Origin of the sequence: Streptomyces sp. NK15101 (genome assembly GCF_020400725.1) — a bacterium.
In the GTDB taxonomy this organism is placed as follows: Bacteria; Actinomycetota; Actinomycetes; order Streptomycetales; family Streptomycetaceae; genus Streptomyces.
In genome coordinates, this window is the sequence record NZ_JAINVG010000023.1 from 75,569 (window position 1) to 94,041 (window position 18,473).

16 protein-coding genes are annotated in these 18,473 nt (G+C 73.2%); 4 read left to right on the plus strand and 12 right to left on the minus strand.

Going from position 1 to position 18,473, the window contains the following annotated elements; all coding sequences use genetic code 11:
* Positions 1-2: 2 nt before the first annotated feature.
* From K7G60_RS15250 to K7G60_RS15265, 4 genes are all read right to left on the minus strand, one after another.
* Entirely contained in the window at positions 3-686 is a 684-nt protein-coding gene (locus K7G60_RS15250; RefSeq protein WP_225801439.1) for a LuxR C-terminal-related transcriptional regulator, read from the minus strand.
* A 157-nt stretch (positions 687-843) separates the two neighbouring features.
* Complete coding sequence (locus K7G60_RS15255) at positions 844-2,700, minus strand: PQQ-binding-like beta-propeller repeat protein (RefSeq protein WP_225801440.1); 1,857 nt, start codon at positions 2,698-2,700, stop codon at positions 844-846.
* A gap of 13 nt (positions 2,701-2,713) precedes the next feature.
* Positions 2,714-4,540 carry a PQQ-binding-like beta-propeller repeat protein gene (locus tag K7G60_RS15260; protein WP_225801441.1) on the minus strand — a complete coding sequence of 609 codons (1,827 nt, stop codon included), beginning with the start codon at positions 4,538-4,540 and terminating at the stop codon, positions 2,714-2,716.
* A gap of 137 nt (positions 4,541-4,677) precedes the next feature.
* Positions 4,678-6,483 carry an ABC-F family ATP-binding cassette domain-containing protein gene (locus tag K7G60_RS15265; protein ID WP_225801442.1) on the minus strand — a complete coding sequence of 602 codons (1,806 nt, stop codon included), beginning with the start codon at positions 6,481-6,483 and terminating at the stop codon, positions 4,678-4,680.
* A gap of 93 nt (positions 6,484-6,576) precedes the next feature.
* Here K7G60_RS15265 and K7G60_RS15270 point away from each other — a divergent pair, with 93 nt between their 5' ends.
* Both K7G60_RS15270 and K7G60_RS15275 read left to right on the plus strand, forming a co-directional pair.
* Positions 6,577-6,864: a hypothetical protein gene (locus K7G60_RS15270; RefSeq protein ID WP_123459143.1), complete on the plus strand. Its 288-nt coding sequence runs from the start codon at positions 6,577-6,579 to the stop codon at positions 6,862-6,864.
* On the plus strand, positions 6,861-7,253 hold the full coding sequence (locus K7G60_RS15275) for a hypothetical protein (RefSeq protein WP_123459142.1): 393 nt from the start codon (positions 6,861-6,863) through the stop codon (positions 7,251-7,253). The genes K7G60_RS15270 and K7G60_RS15275 overlap by 4 nt, the downstream gene beginning before the upstream one ends.
* Before the next feature lie 10 nt (positions 7,254-7,263).
* On the opposite strand, the gene K7G60_RS15280 is transcribed toward K7G60_RS15275, so the two are convergent.
* Positions 7,264-8,559, minus strand: coding sequence for an acyltransferase (locus K7G60_RS15280; protein WP_225801443.1), 1,296 nt, complete (start codon positions 8,557-8,559; stop codon positions 7,264-7,266).
* Between the two features lie 270 nt (positions 8,560-8,829).
* Between K7G60_RS15280 and K7G60_RS15285 the strand changes: the two genes are divergently transcribed.
* Positions 8,830-9,807, plus strand: coding sequence for a hypothetical protein (locus K7G60_RS15285; RefSeq protein ID WP_225801444.1), 978 nt, complete (start codon positions 8,830-8,832; stop codon positions 9,805-9,807).
* 61 nt (positions 9,808-9,868) lie between these two features.
* Here the strand turns inward: K7G60_RS15285 and K7G60_RS15290 are convergent, their stop codons facing one another.
* The 6 genes from K7G60_RS15290 to rsmI all read right to left on the minus strand — a co-directional run bounded on the left by K7G60_RS15290 (position 9,869) and on the right by rsmI (position 15,510).
* A complete protein-coding gene (locus K7G60_RS15290; RefSeq protein WP_225801445.1) occupies positions 9,869-10,768 on the minus strand; it encodes a 4-(cytidine 5'-diphospho)-2-C-methyl-D-erythritol kinase in 900 nt (299 codons plus the stop codon).
* Entirely contained in the window at positions 10,765-11,652 is an 888-nt protein-coding gene (rsmA, locus tag K7G60_RS15295; RefSeq protein ID WP_225801446.1) for a 16S rRNA (adenine(1518)-N(6)/adenine(1519)-N(6))-dimethyltransferase RsmA, read from the minus strand. Before rsmA ends, K7G60_RS15290 begins: the two co-directional genes overlap by 4 nt.
* A 119-nt stretch (positions 11,653-11,771) precedes the next feature.
* On the minus strand, positions 11,772-13,082 hold the full coding sequence (locus K7G60_RS15300; protein WP_225801447.1) for a resuscitation-promoting factor: 1,311 nt from the start codon (positions 13,080-13,082) through the stop codon (positions 11,772-11,774).
* Between the two features lie 72 nt (positions 13,083-13,154).
* Entirely contained in the window at positions 13,155-14,024 is an 870-nt protein-coding gene (locus tag K7G60_RS15305; RefSeq protein WP_225801448.1) for a TatD family hydrolase, read from the minus strand.
* 40 nt (positions 14,025-14,064) lie between these two features.
* A complete protein-coding gene (locus K7G60_RS15310) occupies positions 14,065-14,484 on the minus strand; it encodes a hypothetical protein (protein WP_225801449.1) in 420 nt (139 codons plus the stop codon).
* 138 nt (positions 14,485-14,622) lie between these two features.
* Positions 14,623-15,510: a 16S rRNA (cytidine(1402)-2'-O)-methyltransferase gene (gene rsmI / locus K7G60_RS15315; protein ID WP_225801450.1), complete on the minus strand. Its 888-nt coding sequence runs from the start codon at positions 15,508-15,510 to the stop codon at positions 14,623-14,625.
* Positions 15,511-15,562: 52 nt separating this feature from the next.
* On the opposite strand from rsmI, the gene K7G60_RS15320 reads away from it, so the two are divergent.
* Positions 15,563-17,317 (plus strand): dolichyl-phosphate-mannose--protein mannosyltransferase, encoded by a 1,755-nt coding sequence (locus K7G60_RS15320; RefSeq protein ID WP_374115631.1) that lies wholly within the window; start codon positions 15,563-15,565, stop codon positions 17,315-17,317.
* A 98-nt stretch (positions 17,318-17,415) separates the two neighbouring features.
* Here the strand turns inward: K7G60_RS15320 and K7G60_RS15325 are convergent, their stop codons facing one another.
* Complete coding sequence (locus K7G60_RS15325; protein WP_225801451.1) at positions 17,416-18,264, minus strand: PQQ-binding-like beta-propeller repeat protein; 849 nt, start codon at positions 18,262-18,264, stop codon at positions 17,416-17,418.
* Positions 18,265-18,473: the final 209 nt, after the last annotated feature.

Here is an 18,473-nt window from a genome sequence, read left to right on the forward strand (position 1 = left end):
CCTCAGAGGGAGCCGCGGGGCCCCGGCACCGCCCGGTCGAGCAGCCCCGTACGCGCCGCGAGCGCCGCCGCCTCCAGGCGCGAACCGACCCCCAGCTTCATCAGGACCCGCTGCACGTGCGTCCGCGCCGTGCTCGGCGCGATCCCCATCCCCGCCGCGATCAGCCGGGTGTCCTCGCCCTCCGCCACCCGCACCAGGACCTCCACCTCCCGCTGCGTGAGCAGCCGGAGCAGCCGCTGCGCCTCGTCGTCCGGCTGCGCCGAGGGGTGCAGCAGCTCCGCGAAGGCCCCCTGGAGCAGCTGCGGCGCCACCGCCGACTCCCCCGCCCGGGCCTTCACCAGGGCCCGCTCGACGCCCTCGATGCGCTCGTCGTGGCGGACGTACCCCGAGGCCCCGGCCGCGAACGCCGCCGCGATCCCGCGCGGCGACGGCACCGGGCCGAGCACCACGACGGCCACCTGCGGCCGCTCCCGCTTGATCCGTACGACCGGGTCGAAGGTCCCCGGGGCGTCCGGCGTCGCCGTGCCCAGGAGGCAGACCTCCGGCGCCCGGCCCACCACCACCTCCGCGGCCCCCGCCACCGGCGCGGCCGCCGCGAGCACCCGGTGCCCGCGCAGCTTCAGCGCCGAGGCGAGCGCCTCCGCGAGCAGGCGGTGGTCGTCCACCACCACGAGGCGTACGCCCATCCCGGTCTTCCCCCCTCCTCCTGGCCGGCCGGACGCCCCGGCGGCCTGACCCGGCAAGCTACACGCTCCCCCGCCCCGGCCGCCGACATGCGCGTGGGCCCCTCCGGATCACCGGAGGGGCCCACGGCCGCCCGACGTGTCGCCAGTGCCCGGCGTCTCAGTGCCCGGCGGAGAAGGAGACCAGCAGGTACTCCTTGATGTCGTTGGTCCCGGTCGACTCCCGGGGCTTGCTGATCAGCGTCTCCGAGATGAAGAACCGGCCGTCCTGGTAGAGCAGTTCGGCGCCGTTCAGGCTGAAGCTCGACTCGGGGCTGTTGAGCGACTTGTTCCCCGGGTTCTCCAGGAGCAGCGTCTCCTTCATCGTGCCGCCGTCGACCGAGACGATCCGGCCGCCCTTGCCGTAGGGGGGCTCCTTGTAGGCGATGAGGTTGCCGCCGTCCATCCGCAGCGGGACGAAGGTGTACTTGTCCCCGGCGTCGGCCTTCTCCGGCACCGTGCGCCCGGTGGCCAGGTCGAAGCCGATGATCTCGTTCGTCTCGTCGCCGTACTCGCCGGTGCTGCCCTCGTGCTCCTCGGTCGGCAGGTACAGCCGGCCGTTGCCGACGAGCGCCTGCTGGCAGGACTCGACCTCGGTCGGGCGGCAGCGGGCCGCGTACTGATCCGGGTCCGCCGTGATCTTCGTCTTCAGCTTCCCGGTCTTCTCGTCGATCGAGAAGAAGTCCGTGATGCCGCTGCCGTCACCGGAGCTGTCGCCGATGTCGGCCGCGACGACCAGCGGCTTCGTGGAGACGACCGAGGCGTACTTCACGCCGGGCGGCATCTTGAACTGCGAGAGCGGGGCGCCCGTCATCGGGTTGAGGTTCTGGATCAGCACGTTCGGGCTGTCGTACGCCCCGCACTTGCGGACCGCGACGAGGCCCTCCCCGCCGCCGTACCCCATGTCGTAGCAGTTCTGGTCGTTGGCCTGCGGCTTCCAGCGCGGGTTGCCGTTGGCGAGGTCGAAGGCGGCGCCGCCGTCGGTGCCGCCGGCCGCGACGGTCGTCCCGCTGAGCGTGACCTCGCTGAACCGCGCCTTCTGGTCGCCGGCGCTGCCGCCGGTGACCGAGGCCGACCACAGCAGCTTGCCGGTGTTCAGGTCGACCACGCCGACCTCGGTGCACGGCTGGTAGTAGCGCGGCCCCACCCGCTTCTTGGCCTCGAAGAGGATCGGCGCCTTGTCGTCCTTGGTGACGTGCCGCGAGGCGCCGCAGACCTGGCCGGTCAGCGGCAGCGTCCACAGGACGCTGCCCTTGTCCAGGTCGTAGGCGACCAGCGAGTTCACGCCCGGCTTCACGAACGCCTTGTCGGTGATCCAGGAGCCGGAGACGTCGGTGATGTCCGCGACCTTCGGCTGCGGCAGGGAGAAGGCCAGCTTCGCCTGGGTGTTCGCCGGGACCTTCTCCTTGCCGCCGCCGCCGAGCCCGTTGCCGCCGGTGGACCCGCCACCGCCGGTGCCCTGCGAGGTGCCGCCCGAGCCCTTGGCCTCGTCGCCCCCGTCGTCGCCACCGGAGTTGGCGTACCAGATGCCGGCGCCGATGATCAGGACCACGGCGACGGCCGCCGCGATGACGATCTGGAGCTGCGCCGACAGCTTCCTGCCGCCGCCCGGGACCGGAGCGACGGGCTGCTGGTAGCCGCCGTAGGCCTGCTGCGGCTGGGTCGGGTAGCCGTACGGGGGCTGGCCCGGCTGCTGCGGATAGCCGCCGTACTGCTGGGGCTGCTGCGGCTGCTGGGGCGCGGTGGGATAGCCGTAAGGCTGCTGCGGTACCTGGGGCTGTTGCGGGTGGCCGTAGCCCGGATCGGGCTGGGCCGGCTGCTGCTGCTGCGGGTATCCGTAGCCCGGGTCGGGCTGGGCCGGCTGCTGCTGCGGGTAGCCGTACCCCGGCTGCTGCTGCGGCGGCGGGGGCGTCGGGGCGCCGAAGCCGCCCTGCGGGTCCGGGGGTTGGTTCGGCGGCGGCGGGGGTGGCTGCGTCATCGGTCCGTGTACCTCACTTGCTGAAGGCCATCATCGTCTTGACCTGCATCTCGTCCTTGTCGTTGGACGCCGACACACGTCCGCTCGCCACCACGAAGGTGCCGCTGCCGTAGGCGAAGCTCGCGTCGTAGAAGTTGCCCTCGATCCCGGCGGTCGAGGCCGGGTGCTGGAGCAGGATCTTCGGCGCGCCGCCGGTCGGGGCGAGGGTGGCGACGGCACCGCCCTTGTCGTACGTGGCGTCCACGTAGAGGAGGACGTCGGAGCCCTCCATCCGCAGCGGGGTCATCGACCGTCCCTCGGGCGCCTTGGCGCGCCACTTGGCCTTGCCGGTCTTCAGGTCGAAGGCGACGACCTCGTTGGACTTGCCGTAATCGGCCTCGGTGGCCATGTAGAAGGTGTTCGCGTCGGCCGCGACACCCGTGCAGCCCTGGAGGTTCTTGCCGAAGATGACGAAGCTGCCGCCGCACGAGGGGGCGAACTTGTCGTTGCCGCCCTGGATCTGGGAGCGGAGCCTGCCGTTGGCGTCGAGCGCGAAGATGGACCACTTCTTCTGGTCGCGCTGGGTGGCCGAGACGACCAGCGGGTCGACCGAGTAGACCTTGTCGACCTCCCAGTTCGCCTCCAGCCGGAAGGTGTACTTGGGCTTGCCGGTGTTGGGGTCGACCTGGCCGATCGCCTGGATCTTCTTGGTGGTGCTGCCCGACGGGCAGTCCATGGCGGCGATCAGCTTGCTGCCGCCCGCGTAGGCGAAGGGCTTGCAGCCGGAGTCGGGGCCCTTGAAGAGCTGCCGGCCGTCGGCGAGGGAGAAGCCGTACGCGCTGCTGGAACCGGCGGCGGTGACCGTGTTGCCGCTGATGGCAAGGGTGTTGTCGGAGAAGGCGAAGAAGCCCGTGGCCTTCGGGACGGCCTTCTTCCAGCCGGCCTTGCCCGTCTTGAGGTCGATCTTCTGGAGCTGGGTGCACTTGGCGCCGTCCTTGGCGCTCTCGGCGTAGCCGAAGACCATGGAGCCGTCGGCGGCGGGCTCCGGCGGGACCGCGCACAGCTCGAACGGCAGGTCGACGTGCCACTTGCGCTTGCCGTCGCTCAGGGCGTAGCCGTCGACGCCCTTGTACATCGCCTTGACGACGGTGTCGCCGACGATCCACGGGCCGAAGACGTCGGAGCCGTTGCGGGGCAGGTCGACGTCGTTCTTCAGCAGCCAGTCGACCTTCGCCTCGCCGGCCTGGCGGCCCGCGTTGAGGTCCTCCTCGCCGTTGCCGCCGTCACCCGTGCCGTCGCCTTGGTCCACCGACTCGGTGGGCTTGGGGGCGCCGGAGGTGGCCGTGGCGGTGGGCTGTGCGACCGGGTCCTTCTCGTCGTCCCCGCCGACGACGGCCCAGGTCGTGACGGCGGCGACCAGGACGGCCGCGGCGGCCACGGCCGCGACGACACCGGTCCGGCCCTTGAACGGACCGCCGCCGCCGGGAGTCTGCGGCGGGGTGGGGGCGCCCTGGTACATGGGCTGGGTCGGGTAGCCGCCGTAAGGGTTCTGCTGCTGCCCGTACGGACCGGGCTGGCCGGGCTGGCCCTGCTGCGGGTAGCCGTACGGCTGCGCCGCCGGCTGCCCATAGGGGCCGGGCTGGCCGTACGGACCGGACTGCGGGGCCTGCCCCGGCTGCTGCGGGTACCCGTAACCGGGCTGCGTCGGCTGTCCGTACGGTCCCGGCGCGGCCGGCGGCGGGGTCTGCGGCGCCTGCGGCGGGACCGGCGGCACGGGCGGCATGCCCTGGCCCGGCCCCTGGTTCGGGTCCTGAGGGGCTCCGAAGCCCCCCGGCGGCTGGTTGCTGGGCGGCTGGGTCATCAGCGGTTTCCCCCTAGACGTGAGCGGGTTTTCTTTCTACCACTCACGCGATGGCGCAAAAGCGACCGGTCCGCCCCTTGTTCCCAAGGGAGGACCGGCCCGTGATGCCCTTGTTATGCGTCCTGACCCGGTCGGGACTAGGCGTCCTCGGCCAGCTCGAGCCAGCGCATCTCCAATTCCTCCCGCTCCCCCGCGAGTTCCCGGAGCTCCGCGTCGAGCTTCGCCACCTTCTCGAAATCGGTGGCGTTGTCGGCGATCTGGGCGTGCAGCTTCGCCTCCTTGTCGGAGAGCTTGTCGAGCTGGCGCTCGACCTTCTGCAGCTCCTTCTTGGCGGCGCGGGCGTCCGCGGCGGAGACGCCCGGCTTCTGCTGCGCGGGCGCGGCGGCGGGGGCCGGGACCGACGCCTCGATCATCTTCCGGCGCCGCTCCAGGTACTCGTCGATGCCGCGCGGCAGCATCCGCAGGGTCCTGTCGCCGAGCAGCGCGAACGTCCGGTCCGTGGTGCGCTCGATGAAGAACCGGTCGTGGGAGATGACGATCATGGAGCCCGGCCAGCCGTCGAGGAGGTCCTCCAGCTGCGTCAGGGTCTCGATGTCGAGGTCGTTGGTGGGCTCGTCGAGGAAGAGGACGTTCGGCTCGTCCATCAGCAGGCGCAGCAGCTGCAGGCGGCGGCGCTCACCGCCGGAGAGGTCGCCGACCGGCGTCCACTGCTTCTCCTTGGAGAAGCCGAACTGCTCGCAGAGCTGCCCGGCGGTCATCTCGCGGCCCTTGCCGAGGTCGACCCGGTCGCGGACCTGCTGCACGGCCTCCAGGACGCGCAGGGTGGCGGGGAGTTCGGTGACGTCCTGCGAGAGGTAGGCGAGCCGGACGGTCTTGCCGACGACGATCCGGCCGGCGGTCGGCTGCTTCTCGCCCTGGCTGGCGGCCGCCTCGGCGAGCGCCCGCAGGAGGGAGGTCTTGCCCGCGCCGTTGACGCCGACGAGGCCGATGCGGTCGCCGGGCCCGAGCTGCCAGGTGAGGTGCTTGAGCAGCTCCTTGGGGCCGGCGGTGATGCTCACGTCCTCCAGGTCGAAGACCGTCTTGCCGAGGCGGGCGTTGGCGAACTTCATCAGCTCGCTGGTGTCGCGCGGCGGCGGCACGTCGGCGATCAGCTCGTTCGCGGCCTCGATGCGGTAGCGCGGCTTGGAGGTGCGGGCGGGGGCGCCGCGACGCAGCCAGGCCAGCTCCTTGCGCATCAGGTTCTGCCGCTTGGCCTCCTCCGTGGCGGCGATCCGCTCGCGCTCGGCGCGGGCGAAGACGTAGTCGGAGTAGCCGCCCTCGTACTCGTGCACGGCGCCGCGCTGCACGTCCCACATGCGGGTGCAGACCTGGTCGAGGAACCAGCGGTCGTGGGTGACGCAGACGAGCGCCGAGCGGCGGTTCTGGAGGTGGCCGGCGAGCCAGGCGATGCCCTCGACGTCGAGGTGGTTGGTGGGCTCGTCGAGGACGATCAGGTCCTGGTCCTCGATGAGGAGCTTGGCGAGCGCGATGCGCCGCCGCTCGCCGCCGGAGAGCGGGCCGATGACCGTGTCGAGGCCCTGCTCGAAGCCGGGCAGGTCGAGCCCGCCGAAGAGCCCGGTGAGCACGTCGCGGATCTTGGCGCTGCCCGCCCACTCGTGGTCCGCCATGACGCCGATGACCTCGTGCCGGATGGTGGCCTTCGGGTCGAGGGAGTCGTGCTGGGTGAGCACCCCGAGGCGGAGCCCACCGCTGTGGGTGACGCGGCCGGTGTCGGCCTCCTCCAGCTTGGCGAGCATCCGGATGAGGGTGGTCTTGCCGTCGCCGTTGCGTCCGACGACCCCGATCCGGTCCCCTTCGGAGACGCCGAGCGAGACCCCGTCGAGCAGGGCACGGGTGCCGTACACCTTGCTGACGGCCTCGACATTGACCAGGTTGACGGCCACGTTGACTCCTGTACGGGGGATCGATCGACGTCCTAGGGTACGTCGCGCCACCGCCGGTACACCTCCGGTGCACCAGCGGTGTACCGTAGCCGTATGGCTGACTCCACCATCAAGGTGCCGGACACCACCCGCGACCATCTCGCCTCGCTGGCCCGCGAGCGGGGCACCACGATAGGAGCACTCGTCACCGAGCTGGCCGCTACCCAGCTCACCGCCGCACAGGCGCGGGAGAAGGTGGCCGAGAGCCGGCGGATCATGCGCGAGCGGATGCACTCCACCCTCACCGACGAAGAGTTCGACGCGACCCCGAACGCGCTGGACAAGGTCTACGAGATCGCCGCCGCGAACGCCCGCAAGGCCCTCGGAGACACCGCGGCGTGATCATTCTCGACACCTCCGCCGTACTCGCGCTCGCGCGCGGCCACCGCAAGCTCCAGCGCGTCGCCGACAACGCGGCCGCGTCCCCGTTCCGTCACCTCCAGGTGCCCGCCCTCTGCCTCCTCCAGGCCGAGACCGAGGACGAAGGCGCGGGCGACGCGGCCCTGGCGCTGCCCGGCATCGACATCGTCCCGCTCGACACGGTCGCATCCGTGACCGTCGCGCGGATGGTTCGCGGCGGTTTCGGCGGACCCGACGTCTGCCACGCGCTCTACACCGCGCTGCCCGCGCCTCATCGCCCCACCATGGACCTGATCCTCACGGACCGGGCGGACCTCTATCCCCCGGGGACCGTGACCGTGGACATCGACGACGAGCGTCTCGACGACTGAGCGTCTGCCGTCAACCGGCCCGCCGGCCCCGACCCGCCCGCTCCACGAGCAGCCAGCCCGCCAGGGCCAGGCCGACGGCCGCCGGGGCGGTGACCGGGACGGCGATCAGCGTCGCCGCGTGGCCGTCGAGGAGACCGCCGAAGCCCGTCAGGGACAGGCCCAGGACGCCGAACAGGGCGAGGGTGATGCCGAGGGCGGCGAGCGGGCCGCCCGTGCCGGTCGCCGGAGCGGCCGGGACCGGGGCCTCGAAGCGGCGGAAGACGGCGACGAGCAGGGCCGTGAGCACGGCCGCCGCCGCGAACCGGAGCGGGACCTGGGCCCACCAGGCGCCCGAGGCCGGGGCCGGGAGCTCCACGCCGAGACCGAGCAGCGCCCCGTACACGCCGAGCATGGCCGTCAGGTGCCACAGGAACGCCGTCATCGCGATCCCGTTGGCGGCGACCACCGCCCGCCACACCCCGGCACGGGCGACGAACCGCGCCCCCGGGCCCCTCAGCAGCTCGACCGCGCCGACCAGCCACAGCCCGTGGCAGAGCAGGGCGAGGGTCGGCGGGGCCATGTTCGACACCTTCTCCCCGGGCATCCCGACCATCGACAGCGGGTACGGGCCGAGGGCGACGAGCGCGGTCGCGCCGACGAGGCCCGCGGCGGCGAGCAGGGCCGGGCGGCGGATCATGCCGTCGGCGCGGAGGAAGCCGAGCTGGTGGACGGCGAGCCACACGAACGCGAAGTTCAGGAACTCGACGAAGGGGACGTCCGCCGCGAACCGCAGCACGTCCACCGCGACCGCCCCGCCGGCGAGCGCGCCGAACGCGCCCCAGCCCCACCGCTCGTGCAGCCGCAGCAGCGGCGGCGTGAAGGCCACCATCGCGAGGTAGATCCCGATGAACCACAGCGGCTGCGTGACGAGCCGCAGCGCGACCCCGGTGAGCCCTCCCTCGGCGCCGGACAGCTGGAGCGCCAGCGCGGCCGCGCCCCACACCCCGACGAACACCATCGTCGGCCGCAACAGCCGCTGGAGCCGGGCCCGCAGGAAGGCCGCGTACTGGGGGCGGGAGCGGTGGGCGAGGGCGTGCGAGAAGCCGCCGACGAAGAAGAACACCGGCATCACCTGGAACACCCAGGTCACCACCTGGAGTTCCGGCACCACGGCGAGCAGGTTCCCGACCTGCCCGTCGGCGGTGACGGCAGCCATCAGCCAGTGGCCGAGGACGACGACCGCGAGCGAGGCGACCCGGAGCAGGTCGACGTACCGGTCCCGCGTCGCGGGCGTGGCGGCGGCGAGTTCACGCACACTGATTCCCATGCGGGTACGGTCCCGCGGCGACCGGGCCGGCCGTCAGGGCGCGGATACTCAACCACCGGCTGAGTACGGCCCGGCGGCGTATGGTGCGAGAGGGCATCCGGGCGCCGGGCGTCACCCGACGCGGGCGCGGCACCCCGACCCGCGCCGCGCGCTGCCAACCGGCCCCATGGCGTCGGCCACGCGGGCGACCTCCCGGCCACGGCTGCCGCGCTCCCCGGCCGGCGAAGCGCCAGCCTCTCCTCAGATCACTCGTACCCCGAGGAGAAGTCCATGTCGAGACACCCACGTCTGGCCGCCGTCGCCGTCGCCACCGCGGCCCTCACCCTGCTCGCCGCCGGCCCGGCGTCGGCCGGCGACCCGGCCGTGTCCGATCCCCGCGTCGTCGCCCACTTCGACTTCGCCGCCGGGGAGACCCCGGAGAACATCGCCCTGGAGCCCGACGGCTCCGCCCTCCTGACCTTCGCCTACGCCCACAAGGTGGTGCGGGTCGGCAGGAACGGGTCCGGGCCGACGGATGTCGCGACCCTCCCCACGGTGACCGACCCGCCGTCGGCCCTCGTCACGGGCATCGTCCGCGCCCACGACGGCACCCTGTACGTCAACTACGTCACCGGCACCGAGGACGAGAACGGCATCTGGCGCGTCCGCCCCGACGGCAGCGCGCCCCAGCGGATCGTGAAGGTGCCGGTCGACGGCTTCCCCAACGGCCTCGCCCTCGACGAGAAGTGCGAGACCCTGTACGCCGCCGACTCGGCGCGCGGCGTCGTGTGGAGCGCACCGGTGCCCGACGGGGACGTGGAGGTGGACGCGACGGTCTGGGCCACCGGGGACGCCCTCCAGCCGACCGAGGACATCCCCTACGGCGCCAACGGCCTGAAGCTCCACGACGGTGCCGTCTGGGTGTCCAACTCCGCCCAGGAGACCCTGCTCCGCATCCCGATCAGGAGGAACCGGTCCGCGGGCCCGATCCAGACCAGGGCGACCGGACTCACCGGGATCGACGACTTCGCCTTCACCGGGCACGGCAACACGGTCCTGGCCGCGCTGGTCACGGAGAACAAGGTCGAGCTCGTCCGCCCCGACGGCACCCACAAGACCGTCCTCACCGGCGCGGACGGCCTGTCCGACCCGACCTCGGTGGCGATCCGCGCCAAGACCGTCTACGTGCCCAGCGCGTCCTACTTCGCCGCCGCGGACGAGAAGGACCCGAACCTCCTCCTGGCCCGCATCACCAGGAACAAGCTCTAGGGCCCGTCCGACCCCGATCCGCCGGACGGGCCCCGGGGACCGTCCGGCCGTTCGCGTCGGATCAGGAGCCCAGGACGACCGCGCCCGGGGCCGGCGACGTGGCCACCCGGGCCGTGCGGCAGGTGCCCGAGGCGGTGAGGGCGGCGGCGACCGCGGCCGCCGTCTCCGCGTCCTTCACCAGGAACGCCGTCGTCGGACCCGAGCCGGAGACCAGGGCCGCGAGGGCGCCCGCCTCGGTGCCGGCCGTCAGGGTCGCGGCGAGCGAGGGGCGCAGGGAGAGCGCCGGGGCCTGGAGGTCGTTGGCGAGGCCGTCGGCGAGGGCGGTGGTGTCGCCGGTCGCCAGGGCCTCCAGGAGGGCCGGCGACGCGGCCGGCTCGGGGACGTCCACGCCCTCGGCGAGGCGGTCGAACTCCCCGTACACCGCCGGGGTCGAGAGCCCGCCGTCGGCGACGGCGAACACCCAGTGGAAGGTGCCTCCGACCGGCAGCTCCGTCAGCTTCTCGCCGCGTCCGGTGCCGAGCGCCGCCCCGCCCACCAGGCTGAACGGCACGTCGGAGCCGAGCTCCGCGCAGATCTCCAGGAGCACGTCACGGGGCGTGTCGAGGCCCCAGAGCGCATCGCAGGCGAGCAGCGCGCCCGCGCCGTCCGCGCTGCCGCCGGCCATGCCGCCGGCGACCGGGATGTCCTTCTTGATGTGCAGGTGCACGTCGGGGGCGATGCCGTGCCGGGCGGCGAGCAGCTCGGCGGCGCGCGCGGCCAGGTTGGTGCGGTCCAGCGGCACCTTGTCGGCGTCCGGGCCCTCGCAGGTGATCGTCAGCCCGTCGGCGGGGGCGGCGGTCACCTCGTCGTACAGGGAGACGGCGAGGAAGACGTTCGCCAGGTCGTGGAAGCCGTCGGGGCGGGCTGCGCCGACGGCCAGCTGCACGTTGACCTTGGCGGGGACTCGTACGGTCACGCTCACTGCTGCTTCGCCTCCGGCTTGTTCTCCGCGATCCGTGCGAACTCCTCGACCGTCAGCGACTCGCCCCGCGCCTGCGGCGAGATCCCGGCCTTCACGAGGGCCTCCTCGGCCGCCGCGGGCGAGCCCGCCCAGGTCGCGAGGGCCGCGCGCAGCGTCTTGCGGCGCTGTGCGAAGGCCGCGTCGACGACCGCGAAGACCTCCTGGCGGCTCGCGGTGGTCGGAAGGGGTTCGGTGCGGCGGACGAGGGAGACGAGACCGGAGTCGACGTTCGGCGCGGGCCAGAAGACGTTGCGGCCGATGGCCCCGGCGCGCTTGACCTCCGCGTACCAGTTGGCCTTGACCGAGGGGACCCCGTACACCTTGTTGCCGGGCCTGGCGGCGAGCCGGTCGGCGACCTCGGCCTGGACCATGACGAGGGTCCGCTCGATGGTCGGGAACCGCTCCAGCATGTGGAGCAGGACGGGCACGGCCACGTTGTACGGCAGGTTCGCGACGAGCGCGGTGGGCGGCGGGCCCGGAAGCTCCTCGACGTGCATCGCGTCGGAGTGGACGAGCGCGAAGCGGTCGGCGCGGGCGGGCATCCGGGCGGCGATCGTGGCGGGCAGCGCGGCGGCGAGCACGTCGTCGATCTCGACGGCCGTCACGCGGTCGGCGGCCTCCAGGAGGGCCAGGGTGAGGGAGCCGAGTCCGGGGCCCACCTCCACGACCACGTCCTCGGGCCGCACCTCGGCCGTGCGGACGATCCGCCGGACGGTGTTGGCGTCGATGACGAAGTTCTGGCCCTTCTGCTTCGTGGGGCGCACGCCGAGGGCGGCGGCCAGCTCACGGATGTCGGCGGGGCCGAGGAGGGCGTCGGGGCTTTCGGGGCCGGTGGTGGTGCTCACCGGTACAGCCTACGGGGCCCCGGTACGGCCGACCTACGGCTCACCGGTCCGGCCCCGCGCCCGCCGGCACGGCTCTGCCCCGTACCGCCGGTCCACGGCCCGCCGGTCCGGCCGTGCGCTCACCGGTACAGCCGGCGGCCGCAGTGGGGCCAGGGGCTCGCGCCCCGCTGGACGTACAGCTTCTTCGCCCGGAACGTCTGCTCGGCGGCGGGCGCGTTCTGGGCGGTGCCGGTGCCGCCGAGGGCGTGCCAGGTGCCGGGGTCGAACTGGTAGAGCCCCCCGTACGTCCCCGAGGGGTCGACCGCGTTCGGGCGGCCGCCGGACTCGCAGGCGGCGAGCGCGCCCCAGTCGAGGCCGTCGGCGCCGGCGACGGAGGCGGGCAGCGGCCGGGTGCCGATCCGCACCTTGCGGCTGACGGGCTCGCGGACGATCTCCTCGCCGGTCCTGCGGGGCCGCTGCCTGACGCCGTTGACCGTGCGCAGGCTGTACGTGACGCGGCGGACGCCCGGGGCGCCCTGCCGTTCGACGACCTCGGTGCCTGCGAAGAGCGCGGGGTCGCGGACCCGCTCGACGGCGTACGGGACGGACTCCTCCCGCACCTGCCGGGAGCCGGTGATCCGCAGCACGTTCACGGTCTGGCCGTCGCGGGGGAAGGAGCCGGCCGGCACGGAGGTGGTGTCCTGCCCGGAGAGCGTGATCCCGGCCTCGGCGAGGGCCTCCCGGACGGTGGCGGCGTTCGTGCGGACGGTCCACTCGCGCCCGTCGGCCAGGAAGGTGACGGCCCGCTCGGTGCGGACGTCGAGGGCGAGGCCCTGGCGGGAGATCACGGCGCCGCGGGAGACCGAGAGGTAGGCGCCCTCCGCGCGGACCCCGAGCTGGCGCAGCGCCGCCTCGACGGTCCCGGCGGTCGTCCACACCTGGCGGCGGTGTCCGTCGAGGGTGAGGGAGACCGGCCGCCCGTACCGCACGACGATCTCGTCGCCGCTGGCGAGTGCCTCGGCGGGGCCGGGGGCGACGATGTCGTGCTCGCCGACGGCGACGCCCTCGTCGGCGAGGAGCTCGGCGACGTCGTCGGCGAAGGTGTGCAGGGTGCGCGGGACGCCGTCGACGGTGAGCTCGACGGCCTTGTCGTCGGCGACGAAGGCGCTGGTGCCGCCGGCCAGGAAGGCGACGACGAGGGCCTGCGGGACGAGCTTCCGCAGGCCCTCCGCGGCGCTTCCGACGCCCCCGGGGGCCTTGCGGCGGCGGGCGGCGCGGCGGGCCCCGGCCCGGGAACCCTGCCCGGGGACGGTGCCGGGGGCGGGCGGGACGCCGGGCGCGGGGGCGGCGGGTACGACGAGGGGCGCCGTCATCGTCGGCTGCTCGTGCAGGGGGAGGGTCGTGCCCGCCGCCCGCCGTCCGGCTCGGTGACTGCCCTGGGAAGTGCTCACGAGGCCGGGACCCTAGTCCCGGCCGCGGTCACGCTCCACGACGACCCGACTACTCCACGTAACTGTTATGCATCAGTAATCGAAGGCGCGGGCCGTGTTCACGGCGATCGCCCCGGCCAGCTCGTTCTCCCCGATCCCGCGCACCTCCGCCATGGCCCGGACGGTGACCGGGATCAGGTACGGGGCGTTCGGGCGGCCGCGGAAGGGCGCCGGGGTGAGGAAGGGGGCGTCGGTCTCGACGAGGACCAGCTCCAGCGGGGCGACCGCGAGGGCGTCCCGCAGCGGCTGGGCGTTCTTGAAGGTGACGTTGCCGGCGAAGGACATGTAGTAGCCCTTGGCCGCGCAGATCCGGGCCATCTCCGCGTCGCCGGAGTAGCAGTGGAAGACGGTCCGCTCGGGGGCGCCCTCCTCGTCCAGGACGCGCAGCACGTCGGCGTGGGCCTCCCGGTCGTGGATGACGAGGGCCTTGCCGTGCCGCTTGGCGATCTCGATGTGGGCGCGGAAGGAACGCTCCTGCGCGGCGATGCCCTCGGGCCCGGTGCGGAAGAAGTCGAGGCCGGTCTCGCCGACCCCGCGGACGTGCGGCAGGGCGGCGAGCCGATCGATCTCGGCGAGGGCGTCGTCGAGGGCCGCCTCGCCGCCGCCCGTGCGGGCTCCCTGGCGCGACCAGCCGTCGGGGTCCCCGAGGACGATCCTGGGGGCTTCGTTGGGGTGCAGCGCGACGGCGGCGTGCACGTTCTCGTGGGCGGCGGCCGTCTCGGCGGCCCACTGCGAGCCCTTCACGTCGCAGCCGACCTGGACGACCGTGGTCACGCCGACGGCGGCGGCCTTGACCAGGGCCTCCTCGACGGTCCCGGACTGCAGGTCCATGTGGGTGTGCGAGTCCGCGACCTCCACGAGGAGGGGCTCGGGCAGCGGCGGCGGGGCGTCCTTGGCACTCATGGCCCCGATCGTACGAGGACCATGAGTGCCACCGCGTGGCCTACTGGTGACGCCGGAAGGGGTGGAAGAGGTCCGACAGGTGCCAGTGGTGCGGTACCGGCGGCTTCTCGGGGATGTCCTCGGTCAGTTCCTGGCCGATGGGGCCGGCCGGCGAGACGGGCTTCGTCGGCCGCGCCCCGTGCTGGTGCCTCTCGGTCGCGGCGACCAGGTCGAGCACCGACGACACCTGCCCCGCGCGCATGATGCGGACCACGTGTCCGCCGCAGTTCATGCAGGTGGGACTGGACAGCGGGGACGGGACCCGCTCCCCGTCGGCCTTGTAGACGACGAATTCCTGGCCGGCGGCGTCGACGTGGTGCTCGATGTCGTACGCCTGCTCCCAGCCGTATCCGCAGCGCATGCAGGCGAAGGCGTACGCCTCATGGGCGACGGATATGCCGGTGCCGGTGATCTCGCTCATGCCAGCTCCTCTCCACTGATCAGTGGACGCCTTTTCGGGCCGGAGCGCATCAGCGGGGAAGGAACCATGGAAGGCTTTTGGCCCTTCCCTTGCCAAGCGCCCAAGGAAGAGTCCCGGCGCCGGTTTCGGCTTTGCCTTTCAGATTAGCTCTTTACCCTTTCCAGAGCCTGATGCGTCCGCATTCTTTGCCGCCACCACGGCATCGAACACCTCCCGCTTGGGAAGCCCCGCCTCGGCCGCGACGGCGGCGATCGCCTCCTTGCGGCGCTCCCCCGCCTCCTCGCGCACCCGCACCCTGCGCACCAGCTCCTCCGCGTCGAGCTCGGCGGGCCCGGTCTCCGGGGCGCCCTCGACGACGACGGTGATCTCGCCCCGTACGCCCTCGGCGGCCCAGGCGGCGAGCTCGGCCAGCGGGCCGCGCTTGACCTCCTCGTACGTCTTGGTCAGCTCGCGGCACACGGCGGCCCGGCGCTCGGCGCCGAACACCTCGGCCATCGCGGCGAGGGTGTCGTCGAGCCGGTGCGGGGCCTCGAAGTAGACGAGGGTCCTCTTCTCGGTGGCGACCTCGCGGAGGCGGCCGAGGCGCTCGCCGGCCTTCCTCGGCAGGAAGCCCTCGAAGCAGAAGCGGTCCACGGGGAGGCCGGAGAGGGCGAGCGCGGTGAGCACGGCGGACGGGCCGGGGACGGCCGTCACCCTGATGTCCTGCTCGACGGCGGCGGCGACCAGCCGGTAGCCGGGGTCCGAGACGGACGGCATGCCCGCGTCGGTCACGAGCAGCACCCGCGCGCCGCCGACCAGCGCCTCGACCAGCTCGGGCGTACGGGCGGACTCGTTGCCCTCGAAGTAGGAGACGACCCGGCCCGTGGTGTGGATGCCGAGCGCCCTGGTGAGGCCGCGCAGCCTCCGGGTGTCCTCGGCGGCCACGATGTCCGCGCTCTCCAGTTCGGTGGCGAGCCGGGGCGGGGCGTCCGCGATGTCACCGATGGGGGTCCCTGCGAGTACCAGCGTTCCTGTCACACGGGACATCCTCCCAGCCCGGACAGGCGACTCGCACAGGCGCGTTCCCTACGATGGCGCGGTGACCAGTACCGCACCCGAGGCCCTGGAGGGCCAGCACCCCATGGCGGCGCCCGTGGCAGAGCCCTCTTCGTGGCAGCTCAGGCTGCGGCGCTTCGGCTACGCGCCACCGGCCCCGGACACCGCGCCCATCGGGCTGCGCGAGCGGCTCGTCCCCCCGTACACCCGGCCCTCCGCCCGGACGTGGTCGCTCCTCGGCATCGGCCCCGGCGGCGCCGACCGGCTGTGGCGGCTGATGGCCTGGGGCGGTCCTCTCCTGGTCACGGCGGTCGCGGGCCTGCTGCGGTTCTGGAACCTGGGCAAGCCGCACGCGGTGATATTCGACGAGACGTACTACGCCAAGGACTCCTGGGCCCTGATCAACCAGGGGTACGAGGGGGCCTGGCCGAAGGACATCGACAAGACGATCCTGAAGGACCCGGGCTCGGTCCTGGTCCCGACCGACCCCGGGTACGTCGTCCACCCGCCGATGGGCAAATGGGTGATCGGCGTCGGCGAGAAGCTCTTCGGCTTCGAGCCCTTCGGCTGGCGCTTCATGGTGGCGCTGCTCGGCACGCTCTCCGTGCTGATGCTGTGCCGGATCGGCAGGCGCCTCTTCCGCTCGACGTTCCTCGGCTGCCTGGCGGGCCTGCTGCTGGCCGTCGACGGGCTGCACTTCGTGATGAGCCGCACCGCGCTGCTCGACCAGGTGCTGATGTTCTTCGTGCTCGCCGCCTTCGGCTGCCTCGTCCTCGACCGGGACCGGACGCGGAAGCGGCTCGCCGCCGCCCTCCCCGAGGACGAGGAGGGCGTCCTGCGGCCGGACGCGGAGGTCGCGGAGGCCCTCCGCCTGGGCTGGCGGCCCTGGCGGCTCGCGGCCGGCGTGTCCCTCGGCCTCGCGGCGGCGACCAAGTGGAACGGCCTGTACGTGATGGTCGCCTTCGGCCTGCTGACCGTCCTGTGGGACGTCGGCGGCCGCCGCACGGCCGGCGCCGTCCGCCCGTACTCCGCGGTGATCAGGAAGGACCTGGTCCCGGCGTTCGTGTCGGTGGTGCCGGTGGCGCTCGCGACGTACCTGGCGACCTGGTCCGGCTGGCTGGTCAGCGACAAGGGCTACTTCCGCCACTGGGCCGAGGACCACGACAAGGCGGTCGGCGGCGGCACCTGGGGCTGGCTCCCGGACTGGCTGCGCAGCCTCTGGCACTACGAGTCCGAGGTGTACACCTTCCACGTCGGCCTCACCTCGCCGCACACCTACCAGTCGAACCCCTGGTCCTGGATCGTCCTCGGCCGCCCCGTCTCGTACTTCTACGAGTCCCCCGCCCCCGGCACGAAGGGCTGCCCGGCGACCGCGACCGAGAAGTGCGCCCAGGAGGTCCTGGCCCTCGGCACCCCGCTCCTCTGGTGGGCCGCCTGCTTCGCGATCCTGTACGTCCTGTGGCGCTGGGCCTTCCGACGCGACTGGCGCGCGGGCGCGATCGCCTGCGGCATCGCGGCGGGCTGGCTCCCCTGGTTCCTTTATCAGGAACGCACCATCTTCCTTTTCTACGCGGTCGTCTTCGTGCCTTTCCTGTGCCTGGCGGTGACCATGATGCTGGGCGCACTCGTCGGCCCCCGCGGTTCATCGGAAAGACGCCGGACATTCGGCGCGGTGGCGGCGGGATGCCTCGTCCTGCTCATCGTCTGGAACTTCATCTATTTCTGGCCCATCTACACCGGGAATCCCATTCCGATGGACGGCTGGCGGGCCCGGATGTGGCTGGACACCTGGGTGTAGCGGGAATCGCGGCGCGGTGCGTCACCAGGGGCGGCGGGCCGTGAAGGCGCGGGTTCCGCCGCCCCACTGCACGGCGATGACCAGGTCGTCGTGGACGATCAGGTCGGCGACGGGCTTCTCGTGGTTGACGTCCTCCGAGTAGCTGCGCCGGTCCTCAGGGCGGGTCCCTCGTCCTGGTTGTTCAGGACCGTGCGCCACGACTCGCGGCCGTCCGTCAGGTCGAAGGCGACGACCTGCCGCGCGGCGGCGGCGACCCGGTGCGGGACGCAGCCCCCGGCCACCGCGGCCTTCCAGCGCGGAGCGCCGGTGCGCAGGCCGAAGGCGCGCAGGGCCTGGTCGCCGCGCAGGACGTGGCCTTCCCCGGCCGATTCGTACCACCAGTCGTCGTCGCCGTCCCGGACGGCCGCGAGGCCCCCGCCAGTGGCGACGAGATCGGGCTCGGCGGCCGGCTCACCGGTCTCACCGGCGCGGCGGGTGCGCCAGAGCTCCTGGCCGCTGGTCAGGTCGAGGGCGGTGACGGTGTCGCATCCTCTGCCCTTCCGGGCCTCGCCGTGGGCGAGCAGGGCGACGGAGCCGTCGGTTTCCTTGCTGACGGCGCAGATCTCGTCCCGGCCGGGCACCGCGTACTCCCGACGGCGCTGCCCGGACCCGGCGTCGAAGGCCGTGAGGGCGTCGAATCGGCTGCGGACGACGGTGCCGCCGACGGACCATTCGCCGTTGCCGTACGCGGCGGCGCCCCGGTCGGGCGGGGTCTGCCAGGCGAGCTCCATGGAGTCGCCGGGCAGGAGGCCCACGTCGGAGAGGATGCCGCCGACGATGGCGCCGCCGCCTCCCAGGACGACCAGCAGGCCCGCCAGGGCGACCGCCCACCTCCGCCCGCGGCGACGGCCGGGTACCCCGTCCGCGACGGCCTCCGCGCCCGCGCCCCTGTCCGGATCCGCCGACATGTGGCCCCCGCCCCTCGCCGCCCCTTCAAGGGCGACAGGCATGGGGAACCGCTGATCGGCCACAGGTCCGAGAGCGCCGCGTCATCGCGGGCCCGGGTGTGGCCCGATGCCGGGGTGCCGTACAACCTTTCGCCACCTCGCCGTGTCGAACGGGTGCACGGGGAAGCACAAGAGCGCTTCCGGGGGCGAGGAGGATTTCGTGGCACGTA

What these genes read in the sequence shown, in the direction of transcription:
- K7G60_RS15325 (WP_225801451.1), bottom strand. Translation starts at nt 18,264, where the DNA reads ATGTCGGCGGATCCGGACAGGGGCGCGGGCGCGGAGGCCGTCGCGGAC.
- K7G60_RS15255 (WP_225801440.1), bottom strand. Translation starts at nt 2,700, where the DNA reads ATGACGCAGCCACCCCCGCCGCCGCCGAACCAACCCCCGGACCCGCAG.
- K7G60_RS15260 (WP_225801441.1), bottom strand. Translation starts at nt 4,540, where the DNA reads ATGACCCAGCCGCCCAGCAACCAGCCGCCGGGGGGCTTCGGAGCCCCT.
- rsmI (WP_225801450.1), bottom strand. Translation starts at nt 15,510, where the DNA reads ATGTCCCGTGTGACAGGAACGCTGGTACTCGCAGGGACCCCCATCGGT.
- K7G60_RS15250 (WP_225801439.1), bottom strand. Translation starts at nt 686, where the DNA reads ATGGGCGTACGCCTCGTGGTGGTGGACGACCACCGCCTGCTCGCGGAG.
- K7G60_RS15305 (WP_225801448.1), bottom strand. Translation starts at nt 14,024, where the DNA reads ATGAGTGCCAAGGACGCCCCGCCGCCGCTGCCCGAGCCCCTCCTCGTG.
- K7G60_RS15270 (WP_123459143.1), top strand. Translation starts at nt 6,577, where the DNA reads ATGGCTGACTCCACCATCAAGGTGCCGGACACCACCCGCGACCATCTC.
- K7G60_RS15285 (WP_225801444.1), top strand. Translation starts at nt 8,830, where the DNA reads ATGTCGAGACACCCACGTCTGGCCGCCGTCGCCGTCGCCACCGCGGCC.
- K7G60_RS15310 (WP_225801449.1), bottom strand. Translation starts at nt 14,484, where the DNA reads ATGAGCGAGATCACCGGCACCGGCATATCCGTCGCCCATGAGGCGTAC.
- K7G60_RS15280 (WP_225801443.1), bottom strand. Translation starts at nt 8,559, where the DNA reads ATGGGAATCAGTGTGCGTGAACTCGCCGCCGCCACGCCCGCGACGCGG.